The sequence below is a fragment of the Synechococcus sp. CS-1332 genome (assembly GCF_025127995.1).
Classification (GTDB): domain Bacteria; phylum Cyanobacteriota; class Cyanobacteriia; order PCC-6307; family Cyanobiaceae; genus Cyanobium.
On the sequence record NZ_JAHLYP010000052.1, the window covers coordinates 106,039 to 131,455 of the forward strand.

The window sequence follows — 25,417 nt, forward strand, 5'->3', positions numbered from 1 at the left end:
CGTTTCGACCCTGGAAGAGCGTCCTCCACTCCTCACCTGTTGAATTTAAGTGAGGTGGGAGGCAGGTGCTGGGTGAACAGTCCGGTGATTCAACTGGCCATCGGTTCGGTGGCTTGGGACTTGGCGAGGACTCAGAGCCCTCCTGCATTGGTGTCGCTGTAGGGAATCACCTGGAGGGCGATCGCCCGACTGGAGCGTTCCGAGCCCATGCTCTCGTCGCTCTGGTTGAGCATCGGCAGGCTGGCGGCAACGCCAGGGAGTTCGGCTCTGCCGGGACGCAGCGGACCCCGGAAGGTCTGGGTGCCGCCCGCCCGGGCGATCAGCTGTTCCAGGGGGGTCGCACTGGCGAAATAGAGGTGCGTCAGTGCCCTCTCCTCGTAGGTTCGGCGCTTGAGGTCCCAGCCGGGATCAAGCTTGAGGGCCACGAAGCCGTCACGGTCGCGCAGGGGAATGTCGGCCCTGCCCACCACGAGAATGTCGGAGCTTCTGGAGGAGATGGCCTGCAGCTCCAGTCGGGATCCGACCTGCTGGACCCGGAGGCTGTAACTGGTGCCCATGTCCTGGTCAGCGACCCGTAGCGAATAGCCGTTGCTGTCGAGGTAGCGGTTGCAGATGCCGGTGTAGTCGAAGCGGTTCAAGGTGGGATCCACCAGCCCGTCAGGGCGCGCCTGCCAGCAGGAGGGTTGGGGGGCCAGCTGCTCGAGGACCAGCAGGGTCCAGTCGTTGTCGCCCACTGGCCTGGCCAGGACTGCGAAACGATCGGCGTTCACCTCCGTGCTCTGGAAAAGGCCAGCGGCCATGGCCAGCCTGGGCTGGACCATCGGCAGGCCTGCTCCGGCCAGGGCCAGGCCCGCCAGGGCCAGGTAGGTTCGCTGCATGGGAACACCTCCAGGGCCCGGGCGTTCTCCGGGAAGAGGGACCTATTCAAGCGATGCTGTCAAGGTGACTCCATGGATGATCGTCCGGTGCGGGTAGTGGCTGCCGCCTGCGACGGGGCCTGCAGTGGTAACCCTGGGCCGGGGGGCTGGGGCGCCTTGCTGCGCTTTGAGAACGGGTCCAGGCGGGAGCTGGGGGGGGCAGCACCGGCCACCACCAACAACCGCATGGAGCTCACAGCGGCCCTGGCGGTGCTGGAGGCCCTGCGAGACCTGCCACGCCACCCCGATCTGGTGCTGCGCACCGACAGCCGGTACCTGATCGATGGTTTTGAGAAGTGGATGGCCGGCTGGAAGCGCAAGGGCTGGCGCACCGCGTCCGGTGGGCCCGTGCTCAATCGGGACCTCTGGGAGCTGCTGGATGCCGCCAGGCTGCCGGGGCTGGCCCTGCGTCACGTGCGCGGACACAGTGGTGATCCGGACAACGATCGCTGCGATGTCATCGCCGTGGCGTATTCCCGCGGGCAGGCCCCAAAACTGGCGATCGAAAGCCAGGCCTCCCCGGCCTCGGCGGCTGAAGTCGCGCCGGCGGCAGAGGCTGCTGCTGAGGGGGTGGACGTTGCCGAAGCTGTGGATCGGGCCCCCAGGTCGTTGCAGGAGTTGCTTTCCCGCATGGAGCTGGCCGATCGGCTCGCCGCAGGGGGCTACAGCCTGCGGGCCGTGGAGCTCGCCAGGTTGCTGGAGGTGCCGACGGCCAGCCTCGAGGGGAAAGGGGAACCCTGGCTCTGGCGTGACTGGCTCGTGAGGCCCGTTGGCAATGGGTGCTGGCGTCTGGAGCGCGGCGCGGGAGGATTGGCCAGGCCGCAGTGAGGAGACAGGGATGCCGCAGGAGCAATCGACCGGCGGCGGCCAGGTGGGAACCGGGGCTCTCTATGCCCGGTTCGTCGAGCCGCTGCTGCGCCGTGACGACGGTGCCGACGCTGAACAGCTGAGTCGTCTGACGCTTCTGGCCCTGGGCCAGGCGTCCCTGCGCCGCAGCTGGCCCTTGGTGAGCGGCAGCCTGGCGGGGCTGGGGGTGGAGCTGCAGCGGCGGGATCCCCGCTTGGAGCAGACGCTGTTCGGTTGTCGCTTCGCCAACCCGGTGGGGCTGGCCGCGGGTTTCGACAAGAACGGCGTGGCTGCCGCGATCTGGCACCTCTTCGGTTTCGGTTTCGCCGAGCTGGGCACGGTCACCTGGCAGCCCCAGCCGGGAAATCCCCGGCCGCGGCTGTTCCGGCTGGCCGAGGAGCGGGCCGCCCTCAACCGCATGGGCTTCAACAACGACGGGGCCAGGGGCGTGCGCCGGACCCTGGAACGCCAGGGCCTGCCTCCGCAGGGGCAACGCCCCGCCGTGCTTGGCATCAATCTCGGTAAATCCAAGAGCGTGTCGCTGGAGATGGCCCCCGACGATTACGCCGCCTCCCTGGAGCTGCTGGCTCCCCTCGCCGACTACGCGGTCGTCAACGTCAGCTCACCCAACACCCCGGGGTTGCGGGACCTTCAGGAAGAGGCCCAGCTCCGGCGGCTGGTGGAGCGCCTCCGGCGCCTGCCGGCCTGTCCTCCCCTGCTGGTCAAGATCGCCCCCGATCTCGAGGACGATGCCATCGACACCATTGCCCGACTGGCCTACGAAGAGGGTCTGGCTGGAGTGATCGCTGTGAACACGTCTGTCCATCGACTTGGACTCGAAGGACGTCGCCTGGAGGCCACGGGCCAGACCCTCTCAGAGGAGGCGGGAGGATTGAGCGGCCGTCCCCTGCGCCGACGGGCGGTTGAGGTGCTGAGGCGGCTGCGGGCGACGGCAGGCCCCGCGTTGCCGCTGATTGGTGTGGGTGGCATCGACTCAGCCGAGGCTGCCTGGGAGCGCATCAGCGCAGGAGCGTCCCTGATCCAGATCTACACCGGTTGGATCTATGAAGGCCCCGCACTTGTCCCATCAATTCTGGAGGGATTGACCCATCAGCTCGATCGCCATGGATGTCGGACGCTTTCTGAAGTTGTAGGTTCGGGGATGCCTTGGCGCCCATAATTCGGTAGCTTTTGCGAGCATCGGATCGGAGCCTTGGTTTTTTCTGGCCTGATCGGCTTGAAGGATGATCTTGAGGATCGTCTGCGACCGATCCGCGCGCAGCTCTTCCCACGTCAATTGCTGCTCGAGCTCCAGGACGACGCCTTGAAAGGCCAGGTGCTCAGGGGTTCCGGCCCGGAGCCTGTGAGCATCGATTTGCCGTTGCCCCCACTCACCTGCCTGGATGGCCAGCCCCTGGAGAAGGAGCCCCTCGGTGATCTGATCGGTGATCTGCTGGTACGAGACGGGCTGCTTGATGCGGTCGTCCTGGCTTCCCTTCCGGAGGGAGCGGTGGAGTGGCGCGTCATTGACTGGCCCTCGGCGGCCATTCCCGACGACCCCATTGAAGCGTTGCGGACGATCGACCCAACCCTCAGCTTCTCTGTTCCCCTGGCCGAGGCGACCATCGATCTGCGCCACCTTCCGGGCGCCACCCCGCGCATGTTGCTGGCCGTGGCGTCCAGGAAGCTGGTGGAGGACTGGATTGACGTCTTCAACCTGGCTGGCGCCCAGCTCGAGCGGCTCGCCCCGCCCCAGTCCTGCCGGCTGGCGGCTGTGAACGCCTTGCTCGAGGTGGCTCCAGGCGACGAGCTCACCGTGCTGATCCACCCGTTGGCGGTGGGGGCCCGGCTGCTTTTGCTGCGTCGTGCTGAACCGGTCTTTGACTGGCCCCTTCCGGAGGACGATGACGACCTTGTGCGCGAAGTGAATCGCTGCGTGGCCTTCTACCGTCGCCAGGATTCTTCTGTGCGTCGCCTTCGGCTGTTGCTCAGCGCGCCCCTCCCCTGCCAGGACAACCTCCAGGATGCTTTGGGGGTTCGGGCCGAAATCCTCACCCCAGAGCCCTTCGGGTCCCTGGTTCTGCAAGGGCTGGCAACCCTGGAGTCGGTCCGATGACAGGACCCATCCTCGATCTGCTGCGCGAAAGGCGCAAGGAAATCGGCCAAGAGAGCATGGTCTCGGCGCTGCGCGATCGGCGGCCCCTGCTGCTGCGGGGTGCCCTGATCGGGGCTGTCCTCCTGGGGGCGGCCCTGGGCAGCACGGCTCTGGTCTTCCTCCGCTACCAGTTCGTCAAGCTCCAGACCGCCCAGCTCACCCGATTCGAAACCGAGTCGACCCAGATGCAGGCCGAGATGGCGGCCAGCAGGGCAAAGCTTGACCAGCTCACCGCCACCACCCGCAAGCTGACCGAAGGCCTCACCACCCTGCGCACCTCTTCGGCCCTCCTGGCTGATCTGCAGCTGCGCACACCCGAAGGACTTCAGCTCCAGAGTGCCGAAGTCGATGGCGACAACCTGATTCTCAAGGGGAAGGCCCTGGATCCACTGGCCTTTGCGCGCATCAATGCCTTGCAGCTGGAGCTGGCCCGCTCTCCGCTGCTGCAGGCCAAGGGGGTGACGGTCGTCAAGTTGGAGCGGGTTCCCAGCACGGCCGTTGCCGGGCAGGCCGGAGCGGTGGGCCCCGCCGCCGTCAGCTTTGAACTGTCGGGACCCTTTGCCACCCTTGCCCCTGCCCGCCAGTTGGTTGTCATGCAGCAGCTGGGATCGGAGGGCATGGTGCGCCGGCTTCAACTACTGCAGGCGGAGGGCCTCATCCCATGACAAATCTCCAACAAGGGTCCTCCAGGCTCCCCGTTTCTACCCTGCGCCTGATCTGGCTGATCCTGCCGGCGGCTGTGCTGGGTGGGTTGGGTCTCCTGGTCGTCCTGGCCGGCCTGTTGCCCCTGTGGGCGACCCTTCAACGGGACAGCCAGCGTCTTCAGGAGCTGGAACAACTGCGTGACCAGGTGACGTTGATGCGGGGCCAGCTGGTGACCACCCAGGAAAACACCGAGGCGGCCATGGCCAGCAAGGCCAAGATCGAGAGGCTGATCACGGGCAACGGCGACCTCTCCACCTTTCTGGCCATGCTCGACCGCGAGGCCGAGGCTTCGGCCGTCCAGCTGACGCTTTACGAGCCCACCCAGGCCGTCGCTGCCCCAGGAACGCCGCCTGGCGCTGCTGCTCCACCCGCCGCCGCACCGCCACCGGGTACCCCTGCCGCTCCAGGAGCCCCACAGGCCGATCCCCTGGCTTTACAGGGTCTCACCCAGCGAACGTTGTTGGTGTCGGCCCGGGGCTCGTTCCCTTCCCTCCTGTCCTTTCTGCGTCGCCTGGAAGCGCTCAACGTGCTGGTTGTCCAGAGCGACCTCAACCTCACGCTCCCCGATGCCGGAGCCTCGGCCGCCAGGCCCCTCAAGCCCAGCAATGAGGTCGTGATGAAGCTCACGCTGGGCCTGTACAGCCGCTCCCCGGCACCAGCGGTTCCCCCTGCCACGGCAGCGCCGGCTGCAGCTGCAGCAGCCCCGGCTCCGGCGGCTCCGGCACCGGCAGCAGCCCCCGCTCCAGCATCCCCCGCAACTCCCAACTGACCATGCCGACGCAACCGAATCCGGCAAGTGGCCGTTTTGCACAATCGCCGATACCATTCGTCCGATTCGGAGATCAGCGGAACGTGGCAAAACGTCAGTGGCGGCACGTTCTTTCTGCATCGCTTGGTGTTGTGGTCCTGCAGCAGGCCACTGGCCTCGCTGCCGTTGCCGCTGTTGCCGTTCCATCCGCCGCTGGGGAGTCACCCAGAGCCCGGCTCTCCGACATCGCCCAGGTCAGCGGCGCCCTTGACATCAAGCTGCGGCGCTTGCCGGATTCCGTTGAGCTGACGATTGAAGGGACGGGCCCTTCCCCCGTTCTCCAGCAGACCACCCAGGGAGCCGTCTGGGTGGGCCGGCTGCAGACGGCCGTCCCCATGGCCCTGCGTCGTGGCCCGGTGCAGCTCTCCCTCCCTGAGGCTGGGCTCCAGAGCATCAGCTTTGAGGGTTCGGGCAGCGTCTTCGAACTGAGAGTTTCCCCCACCCAGGGCTTCCCGGTCGGCCGACCTGTGGTCAGCGCCGATGGCCGCAGCCTGATCCTCACCTTCAACGCCCCGGCGCTGAGCACCCTTCAGACCCTGACGCCCAACGTCAACACCCCTGGAAGGGTTCCCCAGCCAGGCTTCATTCCCCCCCTCCAGCCGCGCGCCGTTGCCCCGCCACTGGGCGACATGGCCGTTGGGACCATGACCATCAGCAATCCCAGCTATGTGAGCGTCAGCGGCCCGCCGGTCACCATGACCCTGCGCAACGCCCCGGCCAAGGATGTGCTGATGGCCCTCAGCCAGCTGGGCGGGTATGGATTCGTCTATGTCGATGAAGCCAGCACCCCCGGCACGACCACCCCGGCAGCCGCGACGTCTGCCGCCATGCGGCCCATCTCGATCTCCTTTCGCCGCGAGAGCTACGGCCGGGCGATCAACTCGGCCCTCCTGGCGGCCGGACTGCAGGGCAAGCGCGACGGCAACACGATCTTCGCCGGCCCCAACGTGCTGGCCAAGAGCTTCGGCGCCCAGCTGTCCAAGGTGTACCGGCTGAACCAGGTGCCCGCCAACTCCGCGGCCGACTACCTGGCCAACCTGGGGGCCCAGGTCACCAAGACCAACACGATCACAACGGCGGTCTCCGAGGGCGTCGCTGCCACCGCCGCTCCAGCCGGCAGCCCGACGGCCTCCACCACCTCCTCCAGCACCACCACCACGGTGGAATCCTTCGGGGCCTTGAATGGCCCACTCATCGGCCTGCGGGCCACCACCGACACCCGGCTCGGCACCATCACTCTGGTGGGCGCGCCAAGGCTGGTGGCCATCGCCGAGCAGTATCTCAAGCAACTTGATCTACGCCAGCGGCAGGTGGCACTCTCGGTGAAGATTCTGGATGTGAACCTCGAGAATGACTTTGAGGTTGCCAATAGTTTCGCCTTCCGCTGGGGCAATAATTTTATCGTCAACGACAATGGTTCACTAGCAGCAAACTTTGGATCTCTTCTTGGTGGTAGTTCGCCCAGAGCACCTGGCCAGCAACAGATACCTGCGGTGATTCCATTTCAAGGTTTTAATGGCGACCCCAACCCCGGGAATAACTATCCCATCAATAACTTCTTCGACTTTGTACAGGCTCAAATTCTTTCTCGCAATAGCAAGCTCATTGCCAGCCCGACACTTATTTTGCAGGAGAATCCCTCGGTTCTTCGAGAGGCCGGTACAGGAGGATCCAGCTCCGCCAGTGGCGACACGGGGGCTACTGGTGGCCTAGATCAATACACGATTGATTCTCCGATTGGTCGGAGAAGGGCCAATGAAGCAGTCGTTCGTGTTGGTACCAATGTGATTACGGAATTTGAGACAAGTTCATCTGCAGGTGCCGGGACGACGAGCAATGTCATCACTTGCACGCCAACCTTGTCCACGGCCGGTTTGGTGCTCGGAGCTCGAATCGAAAAGATTGACGACAATGGATTTGTTACATTTACTCTGTCCCCAAGCATTTCTGCCGTCACCGCTACCCTGCCTGTAACGGGCTGCGGCGATATTCAGATTTTAAGTATTCGACGCTTGGATACAGGCTCTCTGCGGGTTAGGGACGGGCAAACCCTGATCCTCACCGGGGTGATTTCCGATTTCGACCGGGCTATAGTCACCAAATGGCCGATTCTCGGGGACATCCCGATCATTGGGCAGTTCTTCCGCGCTTCCAGCAACAACCGGGAGAAGAGGGAACTGGTGATCATGGTGACGCCGCGCATCATCAACGACACCGAAGGCGGCACTTACGGCTACGGCTATCAGCCCTCGACACCGTCCTCCCGTGCCTTCATGGGCGGCGAACCCCAGCCTTCAATGACCCCCTGATCAAGGTAACGCCTGATCAGAACGCCAGGGGCAGCAGGAACTTCATGGCCAGGGGGGCCAGGGCCGAGGCGAATCCGGCAGCGCCGGAGAGCATCTGGCCGCCCATGCCGCTGCCCTGGTTGGCTTTTTTGCCGGGTTTGAGCAGGGCAGTGGCGACCTCGGTGAGTTGTTTGGCCTGGGCCTCCTCGCCGGCCTGGCCATAGAGGACGGCGGCGTAGCTCAGGTCCTGGGCGGCCAGCTCCGTTTTGCCCTGTTCGGTGCGGCTCAGCCCCCGGGCCACCCAGCTGATCGCTGCCTCCGGCTGCAGGCGGATCGCCTCGGAAAACAGCTGCTCGGCCTGGGGATGGCGGCCCTCCAGGGCCGCGGTGACGCCGGCGTTGTGCAGCTCGGGATAGCTCAGCACCGCAGGGCCGACACCCCGGGCGTCTTGCCAGTGGCTGCGGGCGAGGCCGCCGGGATCAAGCAGGGCGCCGCTCAGATCGCTCTGGCGCAGGTCGGTTCCCTCCAGGTTGGCTCCGCGCAGATCGGCGCCCCGCAGGGAGGCTCCCTGGAGGCTGGTGAAGCGGAGGTCGGCGCCCTCCAGGCGCGCCCCATCCAGCTTGGCCTGGCCCAGATTGGCGCGTTGGAGCTTGGCACCCCGCAAATCCGCATCCCGCAGGTCGGCATGGACCAGGTCGGCGTCCTGCAGCTTGCAGCGGGGACAGTTGCGCTGATTCAGCAGCCGGATCACATCGCCGTCGTTGCTCGCCCTCACAGGACCTGGCAGCAGCAGGGCCAGAAACGCTGAGCCGGCGAGCAGCAGGCCCCAGAGGTGGGTCGGGCCAGCTCCTGAAAAGCTCCGGGCGGACCCGTGCACGCTGGTCATGGTCGCCGGTTCAGGGGTGCTCCCGTTGTACCGCTTCCTTTGACCGGTTGCCGGTTCGCAGGGAACGGCGCAGGACCCGTCCCAGCCGGCGGGCCTGGCGCCGGCCCATACGGCTGGGGGTGCTGGCGAAGCGTTGCCGCTGGTAGTGCCCGACGAAGTCGTCGAGGGGGCCGGCCAGGCCTGGCCACCGTTGGGCAAGCCGCTGGGCGAAGACGGGGAGGGTTTCCCCTGCCTGCGGCGCCATGCCTTGCCTGGCGAAGGCACGCAGGGTGCGCTCCAGCTCCAGGCGCAGGGGATCGCCGCTGCGGCGGCGGCCCAGCCAGCCCAGGCCCCCCAGGCTGGCGGCCAGGCTGAGGGCCACCGCCAGCAACACCACCAGCCCAAGCAGGTGGCGATGGTCGCCCAGCAGCCGACGCACCAGGGCCTGCTGCTGTTCACTGTCGTACCCCAGCCACCAGCGGGCCCAGGCGATGTCGAGACCCCACCACTGCTGCTGCAGCCAGTCCCAGGGGGGAATGCCGGCGCGATCGGCGCCGGCGGCCAGGGTGCGTGCCAGGGAGTCACCATCGGCCCAGGCGGTGGGATCGACCCGCTGCCAGCCTTCCCCCTCCAGCCACACTTCGCTCCAGGCGTGGGCATCGGCCTGGCGCAGGTCCACGTAGCCGCTGCCGCCCACCGGCTGCACCCACTGCCCCCCCCGATAGCCGCTCACCACCCGCGCCGGCACCCCTGCCGCCCGCATCAGGGTGGTGAAGGCGCTGGCGTAGTGGCCGCAGAAGCCGAGCCGGGTTTCGAAGAGGAAATGGTCGAGGGGGGCCTGGCGGGGAAGGGCCCCGGGCTCGAGCGTGTAGCGGAAGGGCTGGCCGCGAAACCAGCTGCCGGCGGCATCGAGCCGCTCCCGGTTGCTGCCCAGGCGCCCCCAGGTGGTGGCCAGGGCCTCCAGCCTCGGGTTCTCGCCCCGGGGCAGGACCAGATCGATGGGCCTGGGCGGTTCGGTGCGCCAGTCGCCTTGATCCGCCGCCTGGGTCAGGGCATAGACGCGCCGTTGGCTACCCGGCGCCCGGTTCTGGAGTTCGCCGCTGCGCTGCAGGGTCAGGTCGGCGGAGAGGGGCCGGCCGGCCCCGCTCCAGGGGACCGCCGACAGGCCGCTGGGTTCGATCAGCCAGAGCTGGATCCCTTCGCCGGGGGTGGCGGGCGGCGGTGGCGGCGGAGTGGGCTGGCCCGCCGGAGGCCTGGGGAGTCGCGGGGCGGCGCTGCGCCAGCGGCGGCCATCGAAGCGCTCGTGCACCAGCACCCGCCAGTAGCGCTGCTCCAGGGCAGGTGGGGCGCCGCCGAGGGGGAAGGCGACCCGGGCCGCAGCCTCCCGGCTGACAGCAAGCCTGGCGATGGAGCCTGGCTCCATGCTGTCGCTGAGGCCGGTCATCGCCCCCATGCCCTGGCCCGCGCCGAAGTTGCTGAAGGGCATCAGCCGGGGCAGCAGCAGGAACAGCACCAGGGCGATCGGTAGGGCCGCCACCAGCACCTGCAGGCTGCGGCGCAGCAGGGCTTTCCAGTCGGGCCCTGCCCCAAGTTCCAGGGCCAGCAAGCCGGCCAGGGCCATCAGGATGGCCAGGCCCTGCAGCAGGCTCGGGCCCAGTTCGGGTCGCAGGGCCGCCAGCAGGCCGGCCCCGACCAGCTGCAACAGGGCCACCACCCGCCGTTCCTCGAGGCTGCGGGCTTCGCGCAGCTTGAGGGCCGTCAGCACCGCCAGGCCGAAGGCCAGCAGACTCAGGGACAGGGTCGGCGACAGCCCCAGCAACCCAACGGCCAGCAGGCCCATGGTCAGCCATTGCAGGGGGGCAGCCGCGCGGCTCATCGGCAACAGGCCAGGGCCGCCAGGCACTGGTCGCGGTGCACCACACCCCGTCCGGCCTCGACGCTGTGGCTCGGCAGCACCAGGCCGTAGCTGAGGCCATGGCCGTGGTAGCTCCAGATGCGCTCACTGAGGTGTTCAAGGGCCACCTCCAAGGGCAGGCCAGGTTCCGGGGCCAGCAGGGGTGCCGTTTCGGGTTGGTCGAGGAACCGCTTGGCGTACTCTCCCCGCCCCTGGGCCAGCAGCTTCCAGGCCAGCCGGCTCGGACTGTCCTGGGGGCGATGGGGGGCCAGGTCACGCCAGTCCTCGCTGCCCTCCTGGGGGCTGGCGACGGCTGGCTCACCCGCCAGCGGTGGGTTGGCGCCTGCCAGCAGCCGCACCGGTCCGGCCCGTCGGGCCGGATAAATCAGCTGGGCGGCGCCTGGGTACCAGCGGGACCAGCAGCAGAACAGCCCCAGGGGTGCCGTGGTCTGTACCCGCAGCAGGCCGGGTTTGTGCCAGCCCCGTCCGGGTGGCCTCCAGGCCACTCCGAACTCGTGCTCCCCTGCCGGTAGCGACAGCGGCGGGCCCGCGGCCTCCCCCCCCAGCCGCAGCCGCACCCCTTCGCTGCGACCGGGGCAGTGCATCTGGATCGGGTAGGCGACGGGATCCCCGGCGAAGCCAGGTGCCGGTGCACCGCAGCCCAGCTCCACACCCTGCAGGTTGAAGTGGGTGAGATGCAGGGTGAGCAGGAACAGGCTGAGCATCAGGAAGCTCAGCAGCAGCGTTCCGTTGCTCTGCATCTGGACGCCGATCACCTGCATCAGCACGGTGCCCGCCAGCCAGAGCCAGCCGAAGCGCGTCGGCAGGATGTAGAGGTTGCGCATCCGCAGGCGCACCCGATCACCCTGCTGGGGCCTACCGAAGTCCATCGATACCCGCCTGGAGTCGCTGGCTCAGCTCCCCATCGCGCTCCCCCCGCTGGCCGCCGTCCATGCGGTGCTCGCAGACGGCGCCCAGCACCGCCTGGACGTCGTCAGGAATGACATGGTCGCGACCTTGCAGGAGCGACCAGGCACGGGCGGCGGCCACCAGGGCCAGCCCGGCCCGGGGGGAGAGGGGATGGCCCTGGCCCGGCTGACGTCGGCTGCGCTCCAGCAGGTCGAGGACGTAGTCGAGCAGGGCGGCACTGCAGTGCTGCCGGTCGCAACGGGCCTGCAGCTCCAGCAGATCCTCCGGGCCGAAGGTGCGGCTGAGGTCGTCGGGCCGCAGGCCCTCGCCCTGCAGCAGGGCCCGCTCCGCCTGGCGGGGCGGGTAGCCCAGGCTGAGGCGCATCAGGAACCGGTCCAGCTGGGATTCCGGCAGGGCCGACGTTCCCCCCTGGTCGAGGCCGTTCTGGGTGGCGATCACCAGAAAGGGTTGGGGAAGGGGATGGCTGGTGCCGTCGACGCTCACCCTGCCGGCGGCCATCGCCTCCAGCAGGGCGCTCTGGGTGCGGGGGCTGGCCCGGTTGATCTCGTCGGCGAGGAGCACCTGGCTGAACAGGGGACCGGGCTGGAAATGGAAGCTGGCGGCGCCGGGGTCGAACACGTTCAGGCCGGTCAGATCGGCGGGCAGCAGATCGCTGGTGAAGCTCACCCGCTTGAACCCGAGCCCGAAACTGCGGGCCAGGGCCTCCGCAAGGGTGGTTTTGCCCATGCCAGGCAGGTCTTCGATCAGCAGGTGACCGCGGGCCAGCAGGCAGGCCAGGGCCAGGCGCACCTGATGCTCCTTGCCCAGCAACACCGCACCGATCGCGCTGATCACCGGCTGGAGGGGGGAAGGGGGCACGGGGTGGGTGCGGTCACCGGTGGTTCCCCCATTGCAGCAGTCCCGCCACCCTTCCGTGTTACAAACGCCTGAATGTTCCCTGGAGCCGGTGCCAGCTCACCACCCGGTGACGGAGCTTCCCGAACCGCCGGAACTCCATGGCGGCAACCTCCAGGCGGCTGCCCGACGCCTTGGCTGCCGTCCGGACCAAGTGCTGGATGTCAGCGCCTCCCTGGTGCCCTTCGGCCCGCCGCCGCGGCTGAATCGCCTGCTGCGCCGGGCGCTGGACACCGATCTGCGGGACTATCCCGACCGGGACTACGGGGCCCTGTGCGGGGCGATCGCCGCCTGGCACGGGCTGGATCCGGCCATGGTTCTGCCCGGCAACGGGGCTGCCGAACTGTTCACCTGGGCTGGGCGGGACGCCGCCGCCTGTGGTCTGAGTCTGCTGCCGGCACCCGGCTTCGCCGACTACCGCCGGGCCCTGGACTGCTGGGGCGGCGACTGGCGGAGCCTGCCGCTGCCACTGGACTGGCGGGGGCCCGGGCCCAGCGTCTGGCCCCTGGAAGAGGCCGCCATCGCTACGGCCGCCGCGACAGACCGCCCGGCCGTGCTGTGGCTCACCAATCCCCACAATCCCACCGGCCAACTCTGGAGCCGGGCCTCGCTGCAGCCCCTGCTGGAGCGGTTTGCCCTGGTGATCGTGGATGAGGCGTTCCTGCCGCTGGTGCCGGCCGGCGAGGACCAGTCGCTGGTGCCGTTGCTGCCCGCCCACCCCAACCTGGTGGTGATCCGCAGCCTCACCAAGCTCTTCGCGATTGCCGGTCTGCGTCTCGGCTACGCCCTGGGCGGTGCCGAGCGGCTGGCCCGCTGGGCCGCCTGGCGCGACCCCTGGCCCGTCAACGGCCTGGCGGCGGCGGTGGGCCAGGGCCTGATGGCCGACCAGGCTGGCCTGCGGCGCTGGCAGCAGCGGGTGCAGGGCTGGGTGGCCGGGGAGGGCGCCTGGCTGGCAGCCCATCTGGCCCGGGAGCCCGGACTGGAGCCCCTGCCCTCGGCCGCCAATTACCTGCTGGTGCGAAGCACACCAGCGGCCGGTTCGCTCCAGCCACTGCGGCTGGCGCTGGAACGTCAGCACCGGATCCTGGTGCGCGACTGCCGCTCCTTCGAGGGTTTGGGGGAGAGCTGGCTGCGGATCGCGCTGCAGAGCAGGGCAGGCAACTGCCGCCTCCTTGGGGCCCTGCAGCGCCTCAACCGCGCCCCCTGACCTGCTCCAGCACCTGCTCCAGCACCTGCACCAGCCGCCGGTCGGCGTCCCGCACCGCCAGGGCCTCCATGCCATGCCGCATCGGCTCCAGGGGATCGGCGCCGGCGGCGGCGCCCCGCAGACGGGGCCCCAGCAGCCGCCACACGGCCCGCTCCAGGGCCGGCTCCCCGGGCTCGTGCTGCCAGACGATCACCGCGGCGCCCAGGCTGGCGGCGGCGGCGGCATTGGCGTCCTGATGCCGGTCGGCGGCTTGGGGGAAGGGCACAAGGATCGCCGGGGTGCCGCAGACGGCCAGTTCGCTGAGGCTGCCGGCGCCGGCCCGGCTGACGGCCAGATCGCAGTGCTGCAGCAGCCCCGGAAGTTCGTCGCTGAAGGCCCGCTCCACCACCGCGTCGAGGCGCAACTGCCCCGCCTCCGGATCCTGGCTGCCGGTGAGGTGCACGATGCGGCAGCCACTGGCTGCCAACGGCGGCAGCAGGGGCCGCACCATGCGGTTGAGGCGCAGGGCCCCCTGGCTGCCCCCCATCACCAGCAGCAGGGGGCCGTCGCCCCTCGGCACCCACTCCGGCAGGGGGGTGGGGGTGAGGAAGTCGCGCCGCACCGGGGTGCCGCAGACCAGGGGACGGCAGCGGGGCAGCCGCTCAGCCGCCTGGGGAAGCCCCACCGCCACCCGCGTGCACAGGGGGCCCAGCAGCCGGGTCACCCGGCCTGGGATGGCGTTGCTCTCATGCAGCACCACCGGCACCCCGCACCAGCGGGCGGCCAGGATCGCCGGGGCGGCGATGTACCCCCCGCTGCTGAACACCACGCTCACCCCCTCCCGCCGGATCAGGCGCCGCATCGGCATCACGGCCAGCAGCAGCTGCAACAGGTTCCAGAGCTTCCGCAGCCCCCGGCCCTGCAGTCCGCCGGCCCGCACCATGTGCAGAGGGTAACGACTGGGGACGAGTTCAGTCTCCAGCCGGTTCGGCACCCCCACCCAGTGCACCTGCCAGTCGTCAGGCAGGGCTTCGGCCACCGCCAGGGCGGGGAACAGGTGGCCACCCGTACCGCTGGCGGCGATCAGCAGGGTCGGCATGGGCGGGTGGGACGAGCGCGCCTAACTTAAAAGCCGATTCCGGTCCGCTCACCGCCGCCCCGGTTCCCTCCCTCTCCATGGCCCCGACCCGCCCGCTGCACGCCCCCCTGACCCCAGTTCGGTCGCCGCGGCAGCTCGGCACCCTCCTGGCGACCCTGGTGCTGGCCGGCGCTGCCGTGACCCCCGCCCTGGCCGCTCCCCCCTCGCCCGCCCAGCTGCAGGCCCTCGAGAGCGCCCTGAACAGCAGCTCCGACACGGCCCTGGCCGGTCTGCTGCAGGCGGGCCCTGGGTTGGATCCCGCCCTGCTGGAGAGCCGTCGCCGCCTTCTGCGGCAGCAGTTTCCCGATGCCCGCTGGCAGCTGCGCAGCGGCGCCCAACTGCGCAACGGCCAGCCCACGGTGACCCTCCGGGTGGACGGCACCCGGCGCCAGGGCGGCACCACCTACCGGTTGGAGGCGGAGCAGCAGCTGGCCCTGCAGAGCGACGGCACCCGCATCAACGGCCAGACGGTGCTGCGGGAGCGGTCGCTGCTGCGCAGCGGCGACAAGCCCCTGCCGGTGAGCCTGCTGATCCCTGATGCGGTGCTGACCGGCCAGCGCTACGACGTCGATGTGATCTTCGACGATCCGCTCGATGGTGCCCTCTCCGCTGGGGGCATCGCGGCCATCACACCCCAGCAGCAGGCCACGATGGCCAGCCCGAGCATGGAACTCGGTGCCCTCGGCGGTGGCGGACTGTTCAAAATCGTGCGGGCGCCCCTCTCCCCCGGTTCCCAGACCTGGGCGGTGCTGTTGGTGCATCCCGACGGCATCGTCAGCGCCACCAAGCGGGTGCGCGTCGTCGCCGATCGCCAATCACTCGAGCCCTGAACCATGGGCCGACCGCATCGGATCTGGGTGGTGGATGACGATCCGGATCTGCGCCATCTCCTGTCCACCTACCTGGGGGACCAGGGCTACGAGGTCCGCTGCATGGGGGATGGTGCCCAGCTGATGGCCCGGTTGGAGGGCCAGCGTCCCGATCTGCTGGTGCTCGACCTGATGCTGCCTGGCGACGACGGCCTCACCCTGCTGCGGCGCTTGCGGGACGGGGAGGATGACCTGCCGGTGCTGATGCTCACGGCCCGGGCCGATGCGGTGGACCGGATCATCGGCCTGGAGCAGGGGGCCGACGACTACCTGGCCAAGCCCTTCCTGCCGCGGGAGCTGACCGCCCGGATCGAAGCGGTGCTGCGCCGCCGCGGCACCCTCCCAGGCGGATTGCCCCAGCCGGACGGTGCCCGGATCGGTTTTGGCGAGCTGGAGGTGGATCTGGCGGCGCGCACCCTGGAGCGCCTTGGGGAGGCGCTGACGATCACCGGCGGCGAGTTCGCCCTGTTGGCAGCCTTCGTCCAGCACCCCCACCGGCCCCTGTCACGGGAGCGGCTGATCGAACTGGCCCGGGGCCCGGGCAGCGACACCGACAGCCGCAGCATGGATGTGCAGGTCTCCCGGCTGCGGCGGCTGATTGAACCGGAACCGGCCCGGCCCCGCTACGTGCAGACGGTCTGGGGCTATGGCTACGTGTTCGTCCCCGATGGCAAGCCCCGCCAGTCCTGAACCCTTCTGGCGGCCGTCCCTGGGACGCACGTTGGCGTACCTGCTGGCTGGCACCGGTGCGGCTGCCCTCAGCTTGCTGCTGCTGCACCTGCTCGTCGGTCGGCGCCTGGCCCAGCAACTGCTGATCCAGACGGGCTCGGAGGTGGCCTCGAACCTGGTGCTGGGGGAAGTGGCCCTGGAGCGCTTCAGCCCGGAGGTGCTCGGGCAGATCAGTGGCCTGCCACTGGTGATAAGCCGCCTGCCGGAGCCGGCTGCGTTTGAGTTGGCCCGAAGGGACCGGCTGCTGCGCTGGCAGACCCAGCGGCTGCAGGCGGAACTGTGCCGCCGTCTGGGCCGTTGTCCGGCGGTGCGGCCGGCCTCCTTGCCGCGGCGGGGGGTGTGGGTGGAAATGGCTTCCCCCCTCGAGCCGGTGTGGCTGTTCGTCCCCCTGCCCTCACCGCGCGGTTGGCCGCCCGATCCGTTGCTGCTGTCCCTGTCCGTCGGCCTGGGGGGGCTGGGGGCCCTGCTGCTCTTCCTGACGCTGGAGATCCAGCGGCCCCTGACCCGCCTGCAGGAGGCCCTGGCCGACGTGGGCCTCGAAGCCCTGCCCGCCGCCCTGCCGGACCAGGGCGCCCCGGCGGTGCGCCAGCTGATGGCCCGCTTCAACGCCATGCTCGTGCGGCTGGAGGACTCTGGCCGGGAGCGCACCACGATGCTGGCCGGCATCGCCCATGACCTGCGCAGTCCCCTCACCCGGCTGCGCTTGCGCCTGGCCCTCGCCGCCGAAGGCCCCATGGCCCCACAGGAGCTGGAGCGGGCCCAGGCCGACATCCGATCGATTGAGCGGATCACCCGCCAGTTCATGATCTTCGCGGGGGCCGAAAGCGGGGAGAGTCCGGTGCTCGTGCCGCTCGATGCCCTGGTGGCGGAGGCGGCGGCGGCGGTGGGGGAGGTGCCCCTGGAACTGGATCTGGAGCCGCTGGTGCGGCGGGTGCGGCCGATCGCGCTGGCGCGGGCGGTGGGCAACCTGCTCGACAACGCCCTCACCTACGGGCGGCCGCCCCTGCGGGTGGTGCTGCGGCCCCTGGGCCCGGGGGATGGGGTGGTGCGCCCCCACAGCGACGCCGGCCCCGTGGAAAGTGGCTTTGAGATCCAGGTCTGGGACTGTGGTGAAGGCATCGACCCACAGCAGTGGCAGAAGGCCATGACGCCCTTCCAGCGGCTCGACCAGGCCCGCGGCGGCGAGGGGCACTGCGGCCTGGGCCTGGCCATCGCCGCCAAGGTGGCTCGTGACCACGGCGGTGACCTGCGCCGGCTGGAGGCCCCAGCCACCGCCGAGCCGCTGCTGGGGCGCTTCGGTGTGGTCCTGAGGGCCTGGCCCCTGCCGGGAGACTGAGGGGGCTGCCCCGGTTGTCCTGGGCGCGGTAGTCGCATCCGGTCATAGATGGCGTTCAGCCAGTCCGATTGCCGTCACACCTGCCGGTCACGATGGAATCGATCCATCCAGTCCCTCCCATGCCCTCCAACCTGCTTCAGCCCCTGAGGATCGCCGTTCTGGCGGCGGTCCTCGGCTCCACCGGTGTCGCCTTGGCCCAGAGCGGCCCCTCCGAAGCCGGACGGCCCACGCCGGCCCAGATGCAGAAGATCTTTCCCGAGCAGAAGCGGCTGGCGATCAGTGATCACCAGGCCCGTATCGCCATCCTGCAGAGCGGCGAGCGCTGCCTGTCCGCCGCCGGCAGCAGCGAAGCCCTGCGTGCCTGCATGAAGCAGCAACGCGAAGCCAGCCAGCGCCAGCGGGAGCAGCATCGGGCGTCCATGAAGGCCCTGTTCGAGCGCAATGGCATCGCCATGCCCCAGTGGGGCAAAGGCGAGCGCAAAGGGAAATGGGGTGAGGGCCGGCCCGGCACCCCCGGGACGATCTGAAGCCGGGCCTCAGGCCTCGTCGAGGGCGGCTACGCCTGGCAGCACCTTGCCCTCAAGGAGCTCCAGGCTGGCGCCGCCGCCGGTGGAGATGTGGCTCATCTTCTCGGCCACGCCCACCTTCTCCACCGCCGCCACGGAGTCTCCGCCGCCGATGATCGTGCAGCAGCCCTTGGCGCTGAGCTCGGCCAGGGTGTGGGCGATCGCATTGGTTCCCGCGGCGAAGGCGTCGAACTCGAACACGCCCATGGGGCCGTTCCAGATCACGGTCTTGCAGTCCGCCAGCGCGTCCTGGAAGGACTTCACTGAATCGGGGCCGATGTCGAGGCCCATCCAGCCATCGGGAATCGCATCGATCGCCGTGGTCTGGCTGTTGGCGTCAGGGGAGAAGTTGTCGGCCAGCACCACATCGGTGGGCAGCAGCAGCTGGACGCCCTTGGCGGCCGCCTTGGCTTCGAGCTCCTTGGCCAGTTCCAGCTTGTCCTCCTCCACCAGGCTCTTGCCCACCGACAGGCCACGGGCCTTGTAGAAGGTGAAGATCATGCCGCCGCCGATCAGCACCTTGTCGCACTTGTCGATCAACGACTCGAGCACACCGATCTTGCTGCTCACCTTGGATCCGCCCACGATCGCGGCCAGGGGACGCTTGGGTTCGTCGATCGCCCCCTGCAGGTACTGCAGCTCCTTCTCCATCAGGAAGCCAGCCACGCTGGGGCTCAGGTAGTTGGTGACGCCCTCGGTGGAAGCGTGGGCCCGGTGGGCGGCGCCGAAGGCATCGTTCACGTAAACATCGGCCAAGGCGGCCAGCTTTTCGGCGAAGCCGGCGTCGTTCTTCTCCTCCTCGGCAAAGAAGCGCACGTTCTCGAGCAGCACCACATCGCCATCGGCCATGGCGGCCACCTTGGCTTCGGCATCAGGGCCGATGCAGCTGTCGGTTTTGACCACGGGTTTGCCCAGCAGCTCGCTGAGGCGGGCTGCCACAGGGGTGAGGCGCATGGCGTCATTCACCTGACCCTTGGGCCGGCCGAAGTGGGCCGCCAGCAGGACCTTGGCGCCCTGGTCGATCAGGTGGCGCACGGTGGGCAGGGCGGCCCGGATGCGGGTGTCGTCTGTGATGGCACCGGCGTCGTCGAGGGGCACGTTGAAGTCGACCCTGACCAGCACGCGCTTGCCGCGGAGATCATCGGCGCTGAGGCTGGAGAGGGATCGCTTCGCCACGGTTACATGTAAGGAAAGGCGGGGGGAGATTAGCCTCCGGCCCCTCCCGACCCGCCAGCGGCGCGATTCGGTTCTTCCCACCTCCCGTCCCTGGCGTCTGCAACGGTCGGCGCTAGGACAAGGGGGCTGGGCTTAATGCCATGTTCGACACTGTCCTGTTCCCCATCGACCAAAGCCGCCAGACGATGGAAACGGCGGCCGTCGCCCTCCAGCTCGCCCAGCGCCACGACAGCCGCATCGTGCTGCTGTCGGTTGTGGAGGCTGAAGAAGGTGTGATGCATGATCCGGCCGACGTCGCTCGGCTCCTGGAGCAGGCCCGGGCCAGCTTCACCCAGGCCGGTGTGGCCTGCGAGGTGCTGGAGCGGGAGGGAAAGCCGGCCTTCGTGATCGGCGACGTGGCCGATGAGATCAATGCCGACGTGATCGTCATGGGCACCCGCGGCATCACCCTGGAGGGGGACCACCAGAGCACCGCTGCCCGGGTGCTGCAGCTGGCGCCCTGTCCGGTGCTGGTGGTGCCCTGATGCCGGACGTCGGCGACACGGTCCGCCTGAGCACGGCTGCCCCACCCATTCAGTGGTATCCCGGCCACATCGCCAAAGCGGAGAAGGCCCTCAGCGCCAACCTGGAGAAGGTGGATCTGGTGATCGAGGTGCGCGATGCCCGCATCCCTCTGGCCACGGGGCATCCCCGACTGCAGCGCTGGATCCGGGGCAAGCACCACCTGCTGGTGATCAACCGCCGCGACATGGTCAGCCCTGCGGCCCGCCTGGCCTGGGACGGCTGGTTTCGCCAGCGGGGGGAGGTGCCGTGGTGGTGTGACGCCAAGGTGGGCACCGGCGTCAAACAGTTGCAACAGGCGGCGATTCGCGCCGGGGAGCAGCTCAATGCCCGCCGGGCCGGCCGCGGCATGCGCCCCAGGCCGGTGCGGGCCCTGATGCTCGGCTTCCCCAACGTGGGGAAGTCGGCCCTGATCAACCGGCTGGTGCGCAAGAAGGTGGTGGAGAGCGCCCGCCGGGCCGGTGTCACGCGCAGCCTGCGCTGGGTGCGGCTGGGCCAGGACCTGGATCTGCTCGACGCTCCCGGCGTGCTGCCCCCCCGCCTCGATGACCAGCTGGCCGGGTTGCGCTTGGCCCTCTGTGACGACATCGGCCAGGCCTCCTACGACGGCGAGGCCGTGGCCCTGGCCTTTCTGCGGCTACTGCCCCAGCTGGAGTTGGTGGCAGCCGCCGGGGTGGCCCCTGGGCTGCTGGCGCAGCGCTACGGGGTGGCGATCCCCCCCGGGGTTTCGGACCCCGCCGCCTGGCTGACAGCGAGTGCGGCCCGCCACACCAGCGGCGACACGGCCCGCATGGCCCAGCGCCTGCTGGATGATTTCCGCCGCTCGCTGCTGGGGCCGATCTCCCTGGAGTTGCCTCCTCTGGCGTTGCCTCCGGTGGAGTTGCCCCCCAGCTGATGGCCTGCTTCGGCGAAGGTGAAGGGGAGCTGCTGACGCTCCACTACCCGAAGCCGCTGCCGATGCGGCTCGACCGCTGGCTGGTGTCCCAGCGTCCCGAGCAGAGCCGGGCCCGCATCCAGAAGTTCATTGAGGCGGGCTACGTGCGGGTGAACGGCGTCACGGGCCGGGCCAAGACGCCCCTGCGCACCGACGACACCGTCGAGCTGTGGATGCCGCCGCCGGAGCCCTTGCCCTACCTGGTGGCCCAGCCCATGGCGCTGGACGTGCTGTTCGAGGACGCCCATCTGATCGTGATCAACAAGCCCGCCGGCCTCACGGTTCACCCGGCCCCCGGCAACAAGGACGGCACCCTGGTGAACGGCCTGCTGCACCACTGCCCCGACCTGCCCGGCATCGGCGGCGAGATGCGGCCCGGCATCGTGCACCGGCTCGACAAGGACACCACGGGTTGCATCGTGGTCGCCAAAAGCCAGGAGGCGCTGGTGAAACTGCAGGTGCAGATCCAGAAGCGCATCGCCTCACGGGAGTACCTGGCGGTGGTCCACGGCCAGCCCGCGGCGGAGCGCGGCACGATTGTGGCGGCCATCGGCCGCCATCCGGTCGATCGCAAGAAGTACGCCGTGGTCTCGGACAGCACCGGCCGCCATGCCTGCACCCACTGGCGCCTGATCGAACCCCTGGGCGACTACTCCCTGCTGGGCTTCAAGCTCGACACGGGCCGCACCCACCAGATCCGGGTGCACTGCGCCCACACGGGCCATCCGATCGTGGGGGATGCCACCTACGGCCGCTGCCGCAAGCTGCCGGTGGCCCTGGGCGGCCAGGCTCTGCACGCGGTGCGGCTGGCCCTCGACCACCCGATCAGCGGCGAGCGGCTGGTGTGCGAGGCCCCCCTGCCGGAGGTGTTTGAGAAGCTGCTGCTGGCCCTGAGGCGGCGCACCCCCTGAGGGCCAGCTGGACCGGCGGCTGTGGCGGCCCTGGATCGCTTCCGGGCGGGGCGGCAGACTTGGACCCCAGGAAGCCGGGGCCATGGCCACGCCGCCGCGTCGGTTGTTTGTTGATCAGTTCTTCGTCGGCTGGGTGTACGGCCCCTGGGTGGTGGCCGGCCTGCTGGTGATCCTGGCGCTGCGGTTGTTGCTGGCCGAGGACTTCAACCTGCACAGCCACGCCTGGGGTCTGTTCGGCAACGCGGCGATCTGCTTCTCGATCGGCTGCGTCTGCCAGCTCTCCTGGGCCATGGCGCGCTTCAACGCCGTGCGCCAGCTGGAGCTGCAGCTGCGCCAGGAGCTGGGTCTGCGCTGATGGCGTTGAACCGTTCCCAGCTCGGCATGGTCGTCACCCTGCCCTGGTTGGCCGCCGGGGTGGTGCTGCTGGCGATGACACGCCTTGAGGGCGAAACCCGGGAAGCGCAGCTGGGCCTGTTCGGCAGTGCCGCCATCTGCTTCTCGATCGGCTGCCTGACCCGCACCAGCCTGGGCCTCCACGACCTGATGCAGGCCTCCCACACCAAGGATGGGGCGCCAGCCCGGGACCCCCGGCAGCCATGATCCGGCGCCACGCCCACCCCTGGCTGGCCCCTGCCCTGGCGCTGGCCGTGTTGGTGCCGCTGGGGCAGGCCAGGGCCCAGTCCCCGGCTCCGGCCCTCCAGCCCCGTCGGCTGCCGCCCCCCTCCTCGGCGCTGCTGCGCAGTCTCCAGGGGTTTCAGCAGGATCTCGAACGGCTTGACCGCAGCCTGCTGCCGGCGGCGGCTGAGGCAGACAGCACCGGCCCGGCAGAGGCGCCCGACCTGCCGGCCCCGGCCGCCACAGCGCTGCCGAGCTCGCCCGAGGCGGTGCGGATCGAGCGGCGACAGCGGCTCAGCCTGGCCGAGGCCCTGGCGGTGGCCGTGCGCAACGATCCCGATCTGGCCGCCGCTGTGCTCAGCGTGCGCGAGCAGCAGGATCTGGCCGGTTCGGCCCGTGGGCGCTGGTGGCCGGAGCTGGGCCTGAACCTGGCCGGTGGCTTTCGCCAGGAGCGCTCCTACAGCCAGGTCTGGGCCGCCAACACCGGCCTCTATCCGGCGGATTCCCCGTTTCTGGTCAGGCCCCAGGGCTGGAATGTGGTGCAGACCAACGTCGGTGCGGCCGCCGCCCGGATGCAACTGGGCTGGGAGCTGATCAGCCCCTACCGCGCCGCCAGCATCGCCGAGGCCGACGACGGCCTCAAGGCCTCCCGCCAGCGCTATGCCGATCGCTTGCGCCAGCTGCAGCTGGATGTGAGCGTCGCCTACTACGGGCTGCAGCTCGCCGACCAGCTGCAGCGCATTCGCCGGGCCGTCGCCGGCAGCGACACGGTGGTGCGCGACCAGGTGGCGGCGCTCCAGCAGGCGGGTCTGGTGCCGCGGCTGGACCGGCTCCGCGCCGAGGCCGCCCTGCAGCAGAGCCTGTACCGGCTCGAGCAGGCCGAGGCCTTGCAGCTCAGCCGCCAGCGCCAGCTCAGCAACCTGATCAACGTGCCGTTCGACGTGAGCCTGAGGGCCAGCGATGCGGTGCGGTTGCAGCCGCCCTGGCCCCTGGATCTGGAGCAGACGATCGTGCGCGGCTGGCGCGACAACCCCCAGCTCAGGGCCCTGCAGGCCGCCCGCGACGCCCTGCTGCGCCAGGCCGATCGCCGCGCCGCCGAGCTGCTGCCCAGCCTGCGGCTGGTGGCCTCCGGTGGCTACGGCCAGGGGGTGAGCACGCAGCCGGTGATCCGCTTGGAAGGATGTTGCAGCTCGGCCCTGGTTCCCCAGCTGCTCAACCAGCGCTCCGACTGGGCCGCGGGCCTGCAGCTGCACTGGCGCTTCTTCGATGGCGGCGTCACCGCCGGCGCCGTGGCCGCCAGCCGCACCGCCGCCGCCCGCACCGACCAGAGCCTGGCCCGCGAGCGCAACGCCATCCGCCAGCGCCTTGAGGCCGCCTTCTACGACCACCGGGCCGCCCTGCGTCAGATCGTCGCGGCCCGCGCCTCCTACACCGCCTCCCGTGAGGCCTTCCGGGATGTGCGGGCCCGCTACCAGCTGGGACTGGCCGACTACAGCGATGTGGCCACCACGGTGGCCACCCTCACCGGCGCCATGGAGGGGGTGGCCGAATCCACCACCCTGGCCAACGTCAGCTACGCCCAGCTGCTGCGTGAACTGCTTCCGGTGCCGGACCGTCCCGATCAGCCGGTGGCGCTACCGCTGGTGCTGGGCGGCTCCTGAGCGCTGCCGCAGAGCCGTTGCCAGCGGCGATGGCGCCAGGCGAACGATCGCCACAGCAGCAGCACCAGCAGGGCCGCGAACCAGAACCACACCTCCGGGGCGTTGGCGTGCAGCAGCACCACCAGCAGGGCCGCCTGCAGCACCAGCCAGGGCAGTTCGCGTGTCATGGCAGGGCTTGTCGCTGCTGGAGTGGGGGCTGGTCCTGGCGCTCCTGCTGGCGCAGGGTGCGGTAGCTGCCCGTGAGGTCGCGCAGCATCGGCAGCAGGTAGCTGACCGGTGGGCGCCACTCCACGTAGCTGTGGGCCTTGAGGGTCAGCCCCTCGCGGATCGGAAAGACGCTGCTGCCACGGCTGAGGGTCCAGCGGAAGCCATCGAAGCTGTGGGCGCTGCCCGTGGGCTGCAGGGCGATCTCGGTGCGCATCACCGGCCCGTGGCGCACCAGGGCCTCCGCCAGCTGGGGGTTGCCCATGGTGGTGTTGACGTCTTCGCGGGTGGCAGGCAGCAGGTTGACATTGACGACGCGGCCGCGGATGCCGCCGAAGCGGCCCCGCTCGTTCCAGTCCGGCACCACCTCCATGGCCAGGCCGGGGCGCAGGCGGCGCGCATCGGCCGGCGCGAAGTAGGCCACGGCCTGAAGGGTCTGGCCGCCGCCATCAGGGCTCCCCAGGGTGCCGAGACGTTGGCCCGGTTTCACTGTCTGGCCGCGCACCACCTGCAGATCGAGCAGCCGCCCATCCCGGGTGGCGCTGAGGCTGCCGTCGAAGCTGAGGCGTGCCTGGGTGACCCGCACGGCACGACGGGCGTCATTGATGCCAAAGCGCCGCCGCTGGGCTTCGGTGTCGATGCCCAGCTTCACCGTCTCCCAGGCGTCGATGGCCTCCCGTTCACGGATGCCGAGTTCGGCGACGCTGTTGTCGAGCTGGATGGCCCGATCTTCGCTGGCCACCACCTCCCCGGCCAGGGGGGCCACCACTTCGCGGCGGGCCAGATGGCGGAAATCGGCCACCTTCTGGTCGTAGACGCGGCGCAGGGCGTCGAGGCGTTCGCGGTTGCCCTGCAGCTGGGCCAGGGCGGTGTCCCGCAGCCGACGGGCCGAGGCCAGTCGCGCCTGGTCGCGCCGGTCGAGATCGGCGTTGATGCGGATCAGTTCCGCCAGATCCTTCTCCTGACGGCGCAATTGCTGCTCCAAGGTGGGCAGGTAGAGGCGCAGCAGTGTCTGGCCCCGGCTCACCGGCTGGCCCACCCGCACCGGCAGGCTGAGGATCTGGCCCTCAGCCCGGGCATCGATCACCGTGGCACCGCCGGGCACGATCACCACCCCCCGGCCGATCACCTCGGTGGGCACTGGCCAGAACAGGAACCAACCCGCCGTCAGGGCCCAGGCGGTGCCAAGGGCTATCAGCACCCGCCGCTCGGACGTTTCCATCCCCATC

The 25,417-nt window shown here is 69.6% G+C and carries 26 protein-coding genes; 17 read left to right on the forward strand and 9 right to left on the reverse strand.

Going from position 1 to position 25,417, the window contains the following annotated elements:
- Window positions 1–131 precede the first annotated feature (131 nt).
- The gene (locus tag KQ305_RS13815; protein ID WP_259725973.1) at window positions 132–878 is read right to left on the reverse strand and encodes a DUF3747 domain-containing protein; all 747 of its coding nucleotides are present in this window, start codon (window positions 876–878) and stop codon (window positions 132–134) included.
- 72 nt (window positions 879–950) lie between these two features.
- Between KQ305_RS13815 and KQ305_RS13820 the strand changes: the two genes are divergently transcribed.
- From KQ305_RS13820 to KQ305_RS13845, 6 genes are all read left to right on the forward strand, one after another.
- Window positions 951–1,745 carry a ribonuclease H gene (locus KQ305_RS13820; protein ID WP_259725974.1) on the forward strand — a complete coding sequence of 265 codons (795 nt, stop codon included), beginning with the start codon at window positions 951–953 and terminating at the stop codon, window positions 1,743–1,745.
- Between the two features lie 10 nt (window positions 1,746–1,755).
- Window positions 1,756–2,943 (forward strand): quinone-dependent dihydroorotate dehydrogenase, encoded by a 1,188-nt coding sequence (locus KQ305_RS13825; RefSeq protein ID WP_259725975.1) that lies wholly within the window; start codon window positions 1,756–1,758, stop codon window positions 2,941–2,943.
- Between the two features lie 117 nt (window positions 2,944–3,060).
- Complete coding sequence (locus KQ305_RS13830) at window positions 3,061–3,879, forward strand: hypothetical protein (RefSeq protein ID WP_259725976.1); 819 nt, start codon at window positions 3,061–3,063, stop codon at window positions 3,877–3,879.
- Window positions 3,876–4,583 (forward strand): PilN domain-containing protein, encoded by a 708-nt coding sequence (locus KQ305_RS13835; RefSeq protein WP_259725977.1) that lies wholly within the window; start codon window positions 3,876–3,878, stop codon window positions 4,581–4,583. The genes KQ305_RS13830 and KQ305_RS13835 overlap by 4 nt, the downstream gene beginning before the upstream one ends.
- On the forward strand, window positions 4,580–5,392 hold the full coding sequence (locus KQ305_RS13840) for a hypothetical protein (protein WP_259725978.1): 813 nt from the start codon (window positions 4,580–4,582) through the stop codon (window positions 5,390–5,392). The genes KQ305_RS13835 and KQ305_RS13840 overlap by 4 nt, the downstream gene beginning before the upstream one ends.
- A gap of 83 nt (window positions 5,393–5,475) precedes the next feature.
- Window positions 5,476–7,740, forward strand: coding sequence for a type II secretion system protein GspD (locus tag KQ305_RS13845; protein WP_259725979.1), 2,265 nt, complete (start codon window positions 5,476–5,478; stop codon window positions 7,738–7,740).
- A gap of 16 nt (window positions 7,741–7,756) precedes the next feature.
- Here the strand turns inward: KQ305_RS13845 and KQ305_RS13850 are convergent, their stop codons facing one another.
- The 4 genes from KQ305_RS13850 to KQ305_RS13865 are packed head-to-tail and all read right to left on the reverse strand — an operon-like array spanning window position 7,757 to window position 12,266.
- Window positions 7,757–8,605 carry a pentapeptide repeat-containing protein gene (locus tag KQ305_RS13850; RefSeq protein WP_259725980.1) on the reverse strand — a complete coding sequence of 283 codons (849 nt, stop codon included), beginning with the start codon at window positions 8,603–8,605 and terminating at the stop codon, window positions 7,757–7,759.
- Between the two features lie 10 nt (window positions 8,606–8,615).
- On the reverse strand, window positions 8,616–10,460 hold the full coding sequence (locus KQ305_RS13855) for a DUF3488 and transglutaminase-like domain-containing protein (RefSeq protein ID WP_259725981.1): 1,845 nt from the start codon (window positions 10,458–10,460) through the stop codon (window positions 8,616–8,618).
- Window positions 10,457–11,368 carry a hypothetical protein gene (locus KQ305_RS13860; RefSeq protein WP_259725982.1) on the reverse strand — a complete coding sequence of 304 codons (912 nt, stop codon included), beginning with the start codon at window positions 11,366–11,368 and terminating at the stop codon, window positions 10,457–10,459. The genes KQ305_RS13855 and KQ305_RS13860 overlap by 4 nt, the downstream gene beginning before the upstream one ends.
- Complete coding sequence (locus KQ305_RS13865; protein ID WP_259725983.1) at window positions 11,355–12,266, reverse strand: MoxR family ATPase; 912 nt, start codon at window positions 12,264–12,266, stop codon at window positions 11,355–11,357. Before KQ305_RS13865 ends, KQ305_RS13860 begins: the two co-directional genes overlap by 14 nt.
- 106 nt (window positions 12,267–12,372) lie before the next feature.
- On the opposite strand from KQ305_RS13865, the gene KQ305_RS13870 reads away from it, so the two are divergent.
- Complete coding sequence (locus KQ305_RS13870) at window positions 12,373–13,509, forward strand: threonine-phosphate decarboxylase (protein ID WP_259725984.1); 1,137 nt, start codon at window positions 12,373–12,375, stop codon at window positions 13,507–13,509.
- Here the strand turns inward: KQ305_RS13870 and KQ305_RS13875 are convergent.
- Window positions 13,493–14,587, reverse strand: coding sequence for a glycosyltransferase (locus KQ305_RS13875; protein WP_259725985.1), 1,095 nt, complete (start codon window positions 14,585–14,587; stop codon window positions 13,493–13,495). The two genes, KQ305_RS13870 and KQ305_RS13875, sit on opposite strands and share 17 nt — an antisense overlap.
- A 77-nt stretch (window positions 14,588–14,664) precedes the next feature.
- On the opposite strand from KQ305_RS13875, the gene KQ305_RS13880 reads away from it, so the two are divergent.
- From KQ305_RS13880 to KQ305_RS13895, 4 genes are all read left to right on the forward strand, one after another.
- The gene (locus KQ305_RS13880) at window positions 14,665–15,456 is read left to right on the forward strand and encodes a hypothetical protein (RefSeq protein ID WP_259725986.1); all 792 of its coding nucleotides are present in this window, start codon (window positions 14,665–14,667) and stop codon (window positions 15,454–15,456) included.
- A gap of 3 nt (window positions 15,457–15,459) precedes the next feature.
- On the forward strand, window positions 15,460–16,185 hold the full coding sequence (locus KQ305_RS13885) for a response regulator (protein ID WP_259725987.1): 726 nt from the start codon (window positions 15,460–15,462) through the stop codon (window positions 16,183–16,185).
- A complete protein-coding gene (locus KQ305_RS13890) occupies window positions 16,163–17,560 on the forward strand; it encodes a HAMP domain-containing sensor histidine kinase (RefSeq protein WP_259725988.1) in 1,398 nt (465 codons plus the stop codon). The genes KQ305_RS13885 and KQ305_RS13890 overlap by 23 nt, the downstream gene beginning before the upstream one ends.
- A 119-nt stretch (window positions 17,561–17,679) precedes the next feature.
- Window positions 17,680–18,087: a hypothetical protein gene (locus KQ305_RS13895; RefSeq protein ID WP_259725989.1), complete on the forward strand. Its 408-nt coding sequence runs from the start codon at window positions 17,680–17,682 to the stop codon at window positions 18,085–18,087.
- Window positions 18,088–18,096: 9 nt separating this feature from the next.
- Here KQ305_RS13895 and KQ305_RS13900 read toward each other — a convergent pair whose 3' ends face one another.
- Entirely contained in the window at window positions 18,097–19,302 is a 1,206-nt protein-coding gene (locus tag KQ305_RS13900; protein ID WP_259725990.1) for a phosphoglycerate kinase, read from the reverse strand.
- A 140-nt stretch (window positions 19,303–19,442) separates the two neighbouring features.
- On the opposite strand from KQ305_RS13900, the gene KQ305_RS13905 reads away from it, so the two are divergent.
- The 6 genes from KQ305_RS13905 to KQ305_RS13930 all read left to right on the forward strand — a co-directional run bounded on the left by KQ305_RS13905 (window position 19,443) and on the right by KQ305_RS13930 (window position 23,984).
- Window positions 19,443–19,826, forward strand: coding sequence for a universal stress protein (locus KQ305_RS13905; RefSeq protein WP_259725991.1), 384 nt, complete (start codon window positions 19,443–19,445; stop codon window positions 19,824–19,826).
- Window positions 19,826–20,758 carry a ribosome biogenesis GTPase YlqF gene (ylqF, locus tag KQ305_RS13910; RefSeq protein ID WP_259725992.1) on the forward strand — a complete coding sequence of 311 codons (933 nt, stop codon included), beginning with the start codon at window positions 19,826–19,828 and terminating at the stop codon, window positions 20,756–20,758. The genes KQ305_RS13905 and ylqF overlap by 1 nt, the downstream gene beginning before the upstream one ends.
- Complete coding sequence (locus KQ305_RS13915) at window positions 20,758–21,708, forward strand: RluA family pseudouridine synthase (protein WP_259725993.1); 951 nt, start codon at window positions 20,758–20,760, stop codon at window positions 21,706–21,708. Before ylqF ends, KQ305_RS13915 begins: the two co-directional genes overlap by 1 nt.
- An 82-nt stretch (window positions 21,709–21,790) precedes the next feature.
- Entirely contained in the window at window positions 21,791–22,063 is a 273-nt protein-coding gene (locus tag KQ305_RS13920) for a hypothetical protein (protein WP_259725994.1), read from the forward strand.
- 5 nt (window positions 22,064–22,068) lie between these two features.
- Window positions 22,069–22,308 (forward strand): hypothetical protein, encoded by a 240-nt coding sequence (locus tag KQ305_RS13925; RefSeq protein WP_259725995.1) that lies wholly within the window; start codon window positions 22,069–22,071, stop codon window positions 22,306–22,308.
- A complete protein-coding gene (locus tag KQ305_RS13930) occupies window positions 22,305–23,984 on the forward strand; it encodes a TolC family protein (protein ID WP_259725996.1) in 1,680 nt (559 codons plus the stop codon). Before KQ305_RS13925 ends, KQ305_RS13930 begins: the two co-directional genes overlap by 4 nt.
- Here KQ305_RS13930 and KQ305_RS13935 read toward each other — a convergent pair.
- Together KQ305_RS13935 and KQ305_RS13940 are read right to left on the reverse strand one after the other, a co-directional pair.
- Entirely contained in the window at window positions 23,945–24,151 is a 207-nt protein-coding gene (locus tag KQ305_RS13935; RefSeq protein ID WP_259725997.1) for a hypothetical protein, read from the reverse strand. The two genes, KQ305_RS13930 and KQ305_RS13935, sit on opposite strands and share 40 nt — an antisense overlap.
- Window positions 24,148–25,410: an NHLP bacteriocin system secretion protein gene (locus KQ305_RS13940; protein ID WP_259725998.1), complete on the reverse strand. Its 1,263-nt coding sequence runs from the start codon at window positions 25,408–25,410 to the stop codon at window positions 24,148–24,150. The genes KQ305_RS13935 and KQ305_RS13940 overlap by 4 nt, the downstream gene beginning before the upstream one ends.
- Between the last annotated feature and the right edge of the window lie 7 nt (window positions 25,411–25,417).

What these genes read in the sequence shown, in the direction of transcription:
- KQ305_RS13890 (WP_259725988.1), top strand. Translation starts at nt 16,163, where the DNA reads ATGGCAAGCCCCGCCAGTCCTGAACCCTTCTGGCGGCCGTCCCTGGGA.
- KQ305_RS13880 (WP_259725986.1), top strand. Translation starts at nt 14,665, where the DNA reads ATGGCCCCGACCCGCCCGCTGCACGCCCCCCTGACCCCAGTTCGGTCG.
- KQ305_RS13895 (WP_259725989.1), top strand. Translation starts at nt 17,680, where the DNA reads ATGCCCTCCAACCTGCTTCAGCCCCTGAGGATCGCCGTTCTGGCGGCG.
- KQ305_RS13905 (WP_259725991.1), top strand. Translation starts at nt 19,443, where the DNA reads ATGTTCGACACTGTCCTGTTCCCCATCGACCAAAGCCGCCAGACGATG.
- KQ305_RS13840 (WP_259725978.1), top strand. Translation starts at nt 4,580, where the DNA reads ATGACAAATCTCCAACAAGGGTCCTCCAGGCTCCCCGTTTCTACCCTG.
- KQ305_RS13820 (WP_259725974.1), top strand. Translation starts at nt 951, where the DNA reads ATGGATGATCGTCCGGTGCGGGTAGTGGCTGCCGCCTGCGACGGGGCC.
- KQ305_RS13915 (WP_259725993.1), top strand. Translation starts at nt 20,758, where the DNA reads ATGGCCTGCTTCGGCGAAGGTGAAGGGGAGCTGCTGACGCTCCACTAC.
- KQ305_RS13815 (WP_259725973.1), bottom strand. Translation starts at nt 878, where the DNA reads ATGCAGCGAACCTACCTGGCCCTGGCGGGCCTGGCCCTGGCCGGAGCA.
- KQ305_RS13860 (WP_259725982.1), bottom strand. Translation starts at nt 11,368, where the DNA reads ATGGACTTCGGTAGGCCCCAGCAGGGTGATCGGGTGCGCCTGCGGATG.
- KQ305_RS13920 (WP_259725994.1), top strand. Translation starts at nt 21,791, where the DNA reads ATGGCCACGCCGCCGCGTCGGTTGTTTGTTGATCAGTTCTTCGTCGGC.
- KQ305_RS13855 (WP_259725981.1), bottom strand. Translation starts at nt 10,460, where the DNA reads ATGAGCCGCGCGGCTGCCCCCCTGCAATGGCTGACCATGGGCCTGCTG.
- KQ305_RS13885 (WP_259725987.1), top strand. Translation starts at nt 15,460, where the DNA reads ATGGGCCGACCGCATCGGATCTGGGTGGTGGATGACGATCCGGATCTG.
- KQ305_RS13825 (WP_259725975.1), top strand. Translation starts at nt 1,756, where the DNA reads ATGCCGCAGGAGCAATCGACCGGCGGCGGCCAGGTGGGAACCGGGGCT.
- KQ305_RS13940 (WP_259725998.1), bottom strand. Translation starts at nt 25,410, where the DNA reads ATGGAAACGTCCGAGCGGCGGGTGCTGATAGCCCTTGGCACCGCCTGG.
- KQ305_RS13935 (WP_259725997.1), bottom strand. Translation starts at nt 24,151, where the DNA reads ATGACACGCGAACTGCCCTGGCTGGTGCTGCAGGCGGCCCTGCTGGTG.
- KQ305_RS13875 (WP_259725985.1), bottom strand. Translation starts at nt 14,587, where the DNA reads ATGCCGACCCTGCTGATCGCCGCCAGCGGTACGGGTGGCCACCTGTTC.
- KQ305_RS13850 (WP_259725980.1), bottom strand. Translation starts at nt 8,605, where the DNA reads ATGACCAGCGTGCACGGGTCCGCCCGGAGCTTTTCAGGAGCTGGCCCG.
- KQ305_RS13930 (WP_259725996.1), top strand. Translation starts at nt 22,305, where the DNA reads ATGATCCGGCGCCACGCCCACCCCTGGCTGGCCCCTGCCCTGGCGCTG.
- ylqF (WP_259725992.1), top strand. Translation starts at nt 19,826, where the DNA reads ATGCCGGACGTCGGCGACACGGTCCGCCTGAGCACGGCTGCCCCACCC.
- KQ305_RS13835 (WP_259725977.1), top strand. Translation starts at nt 3,876, where the DNA reads ATGACAGGACCCATCCTCGATCTGCTGCGCGAAAGGCGCAAGGAAATC.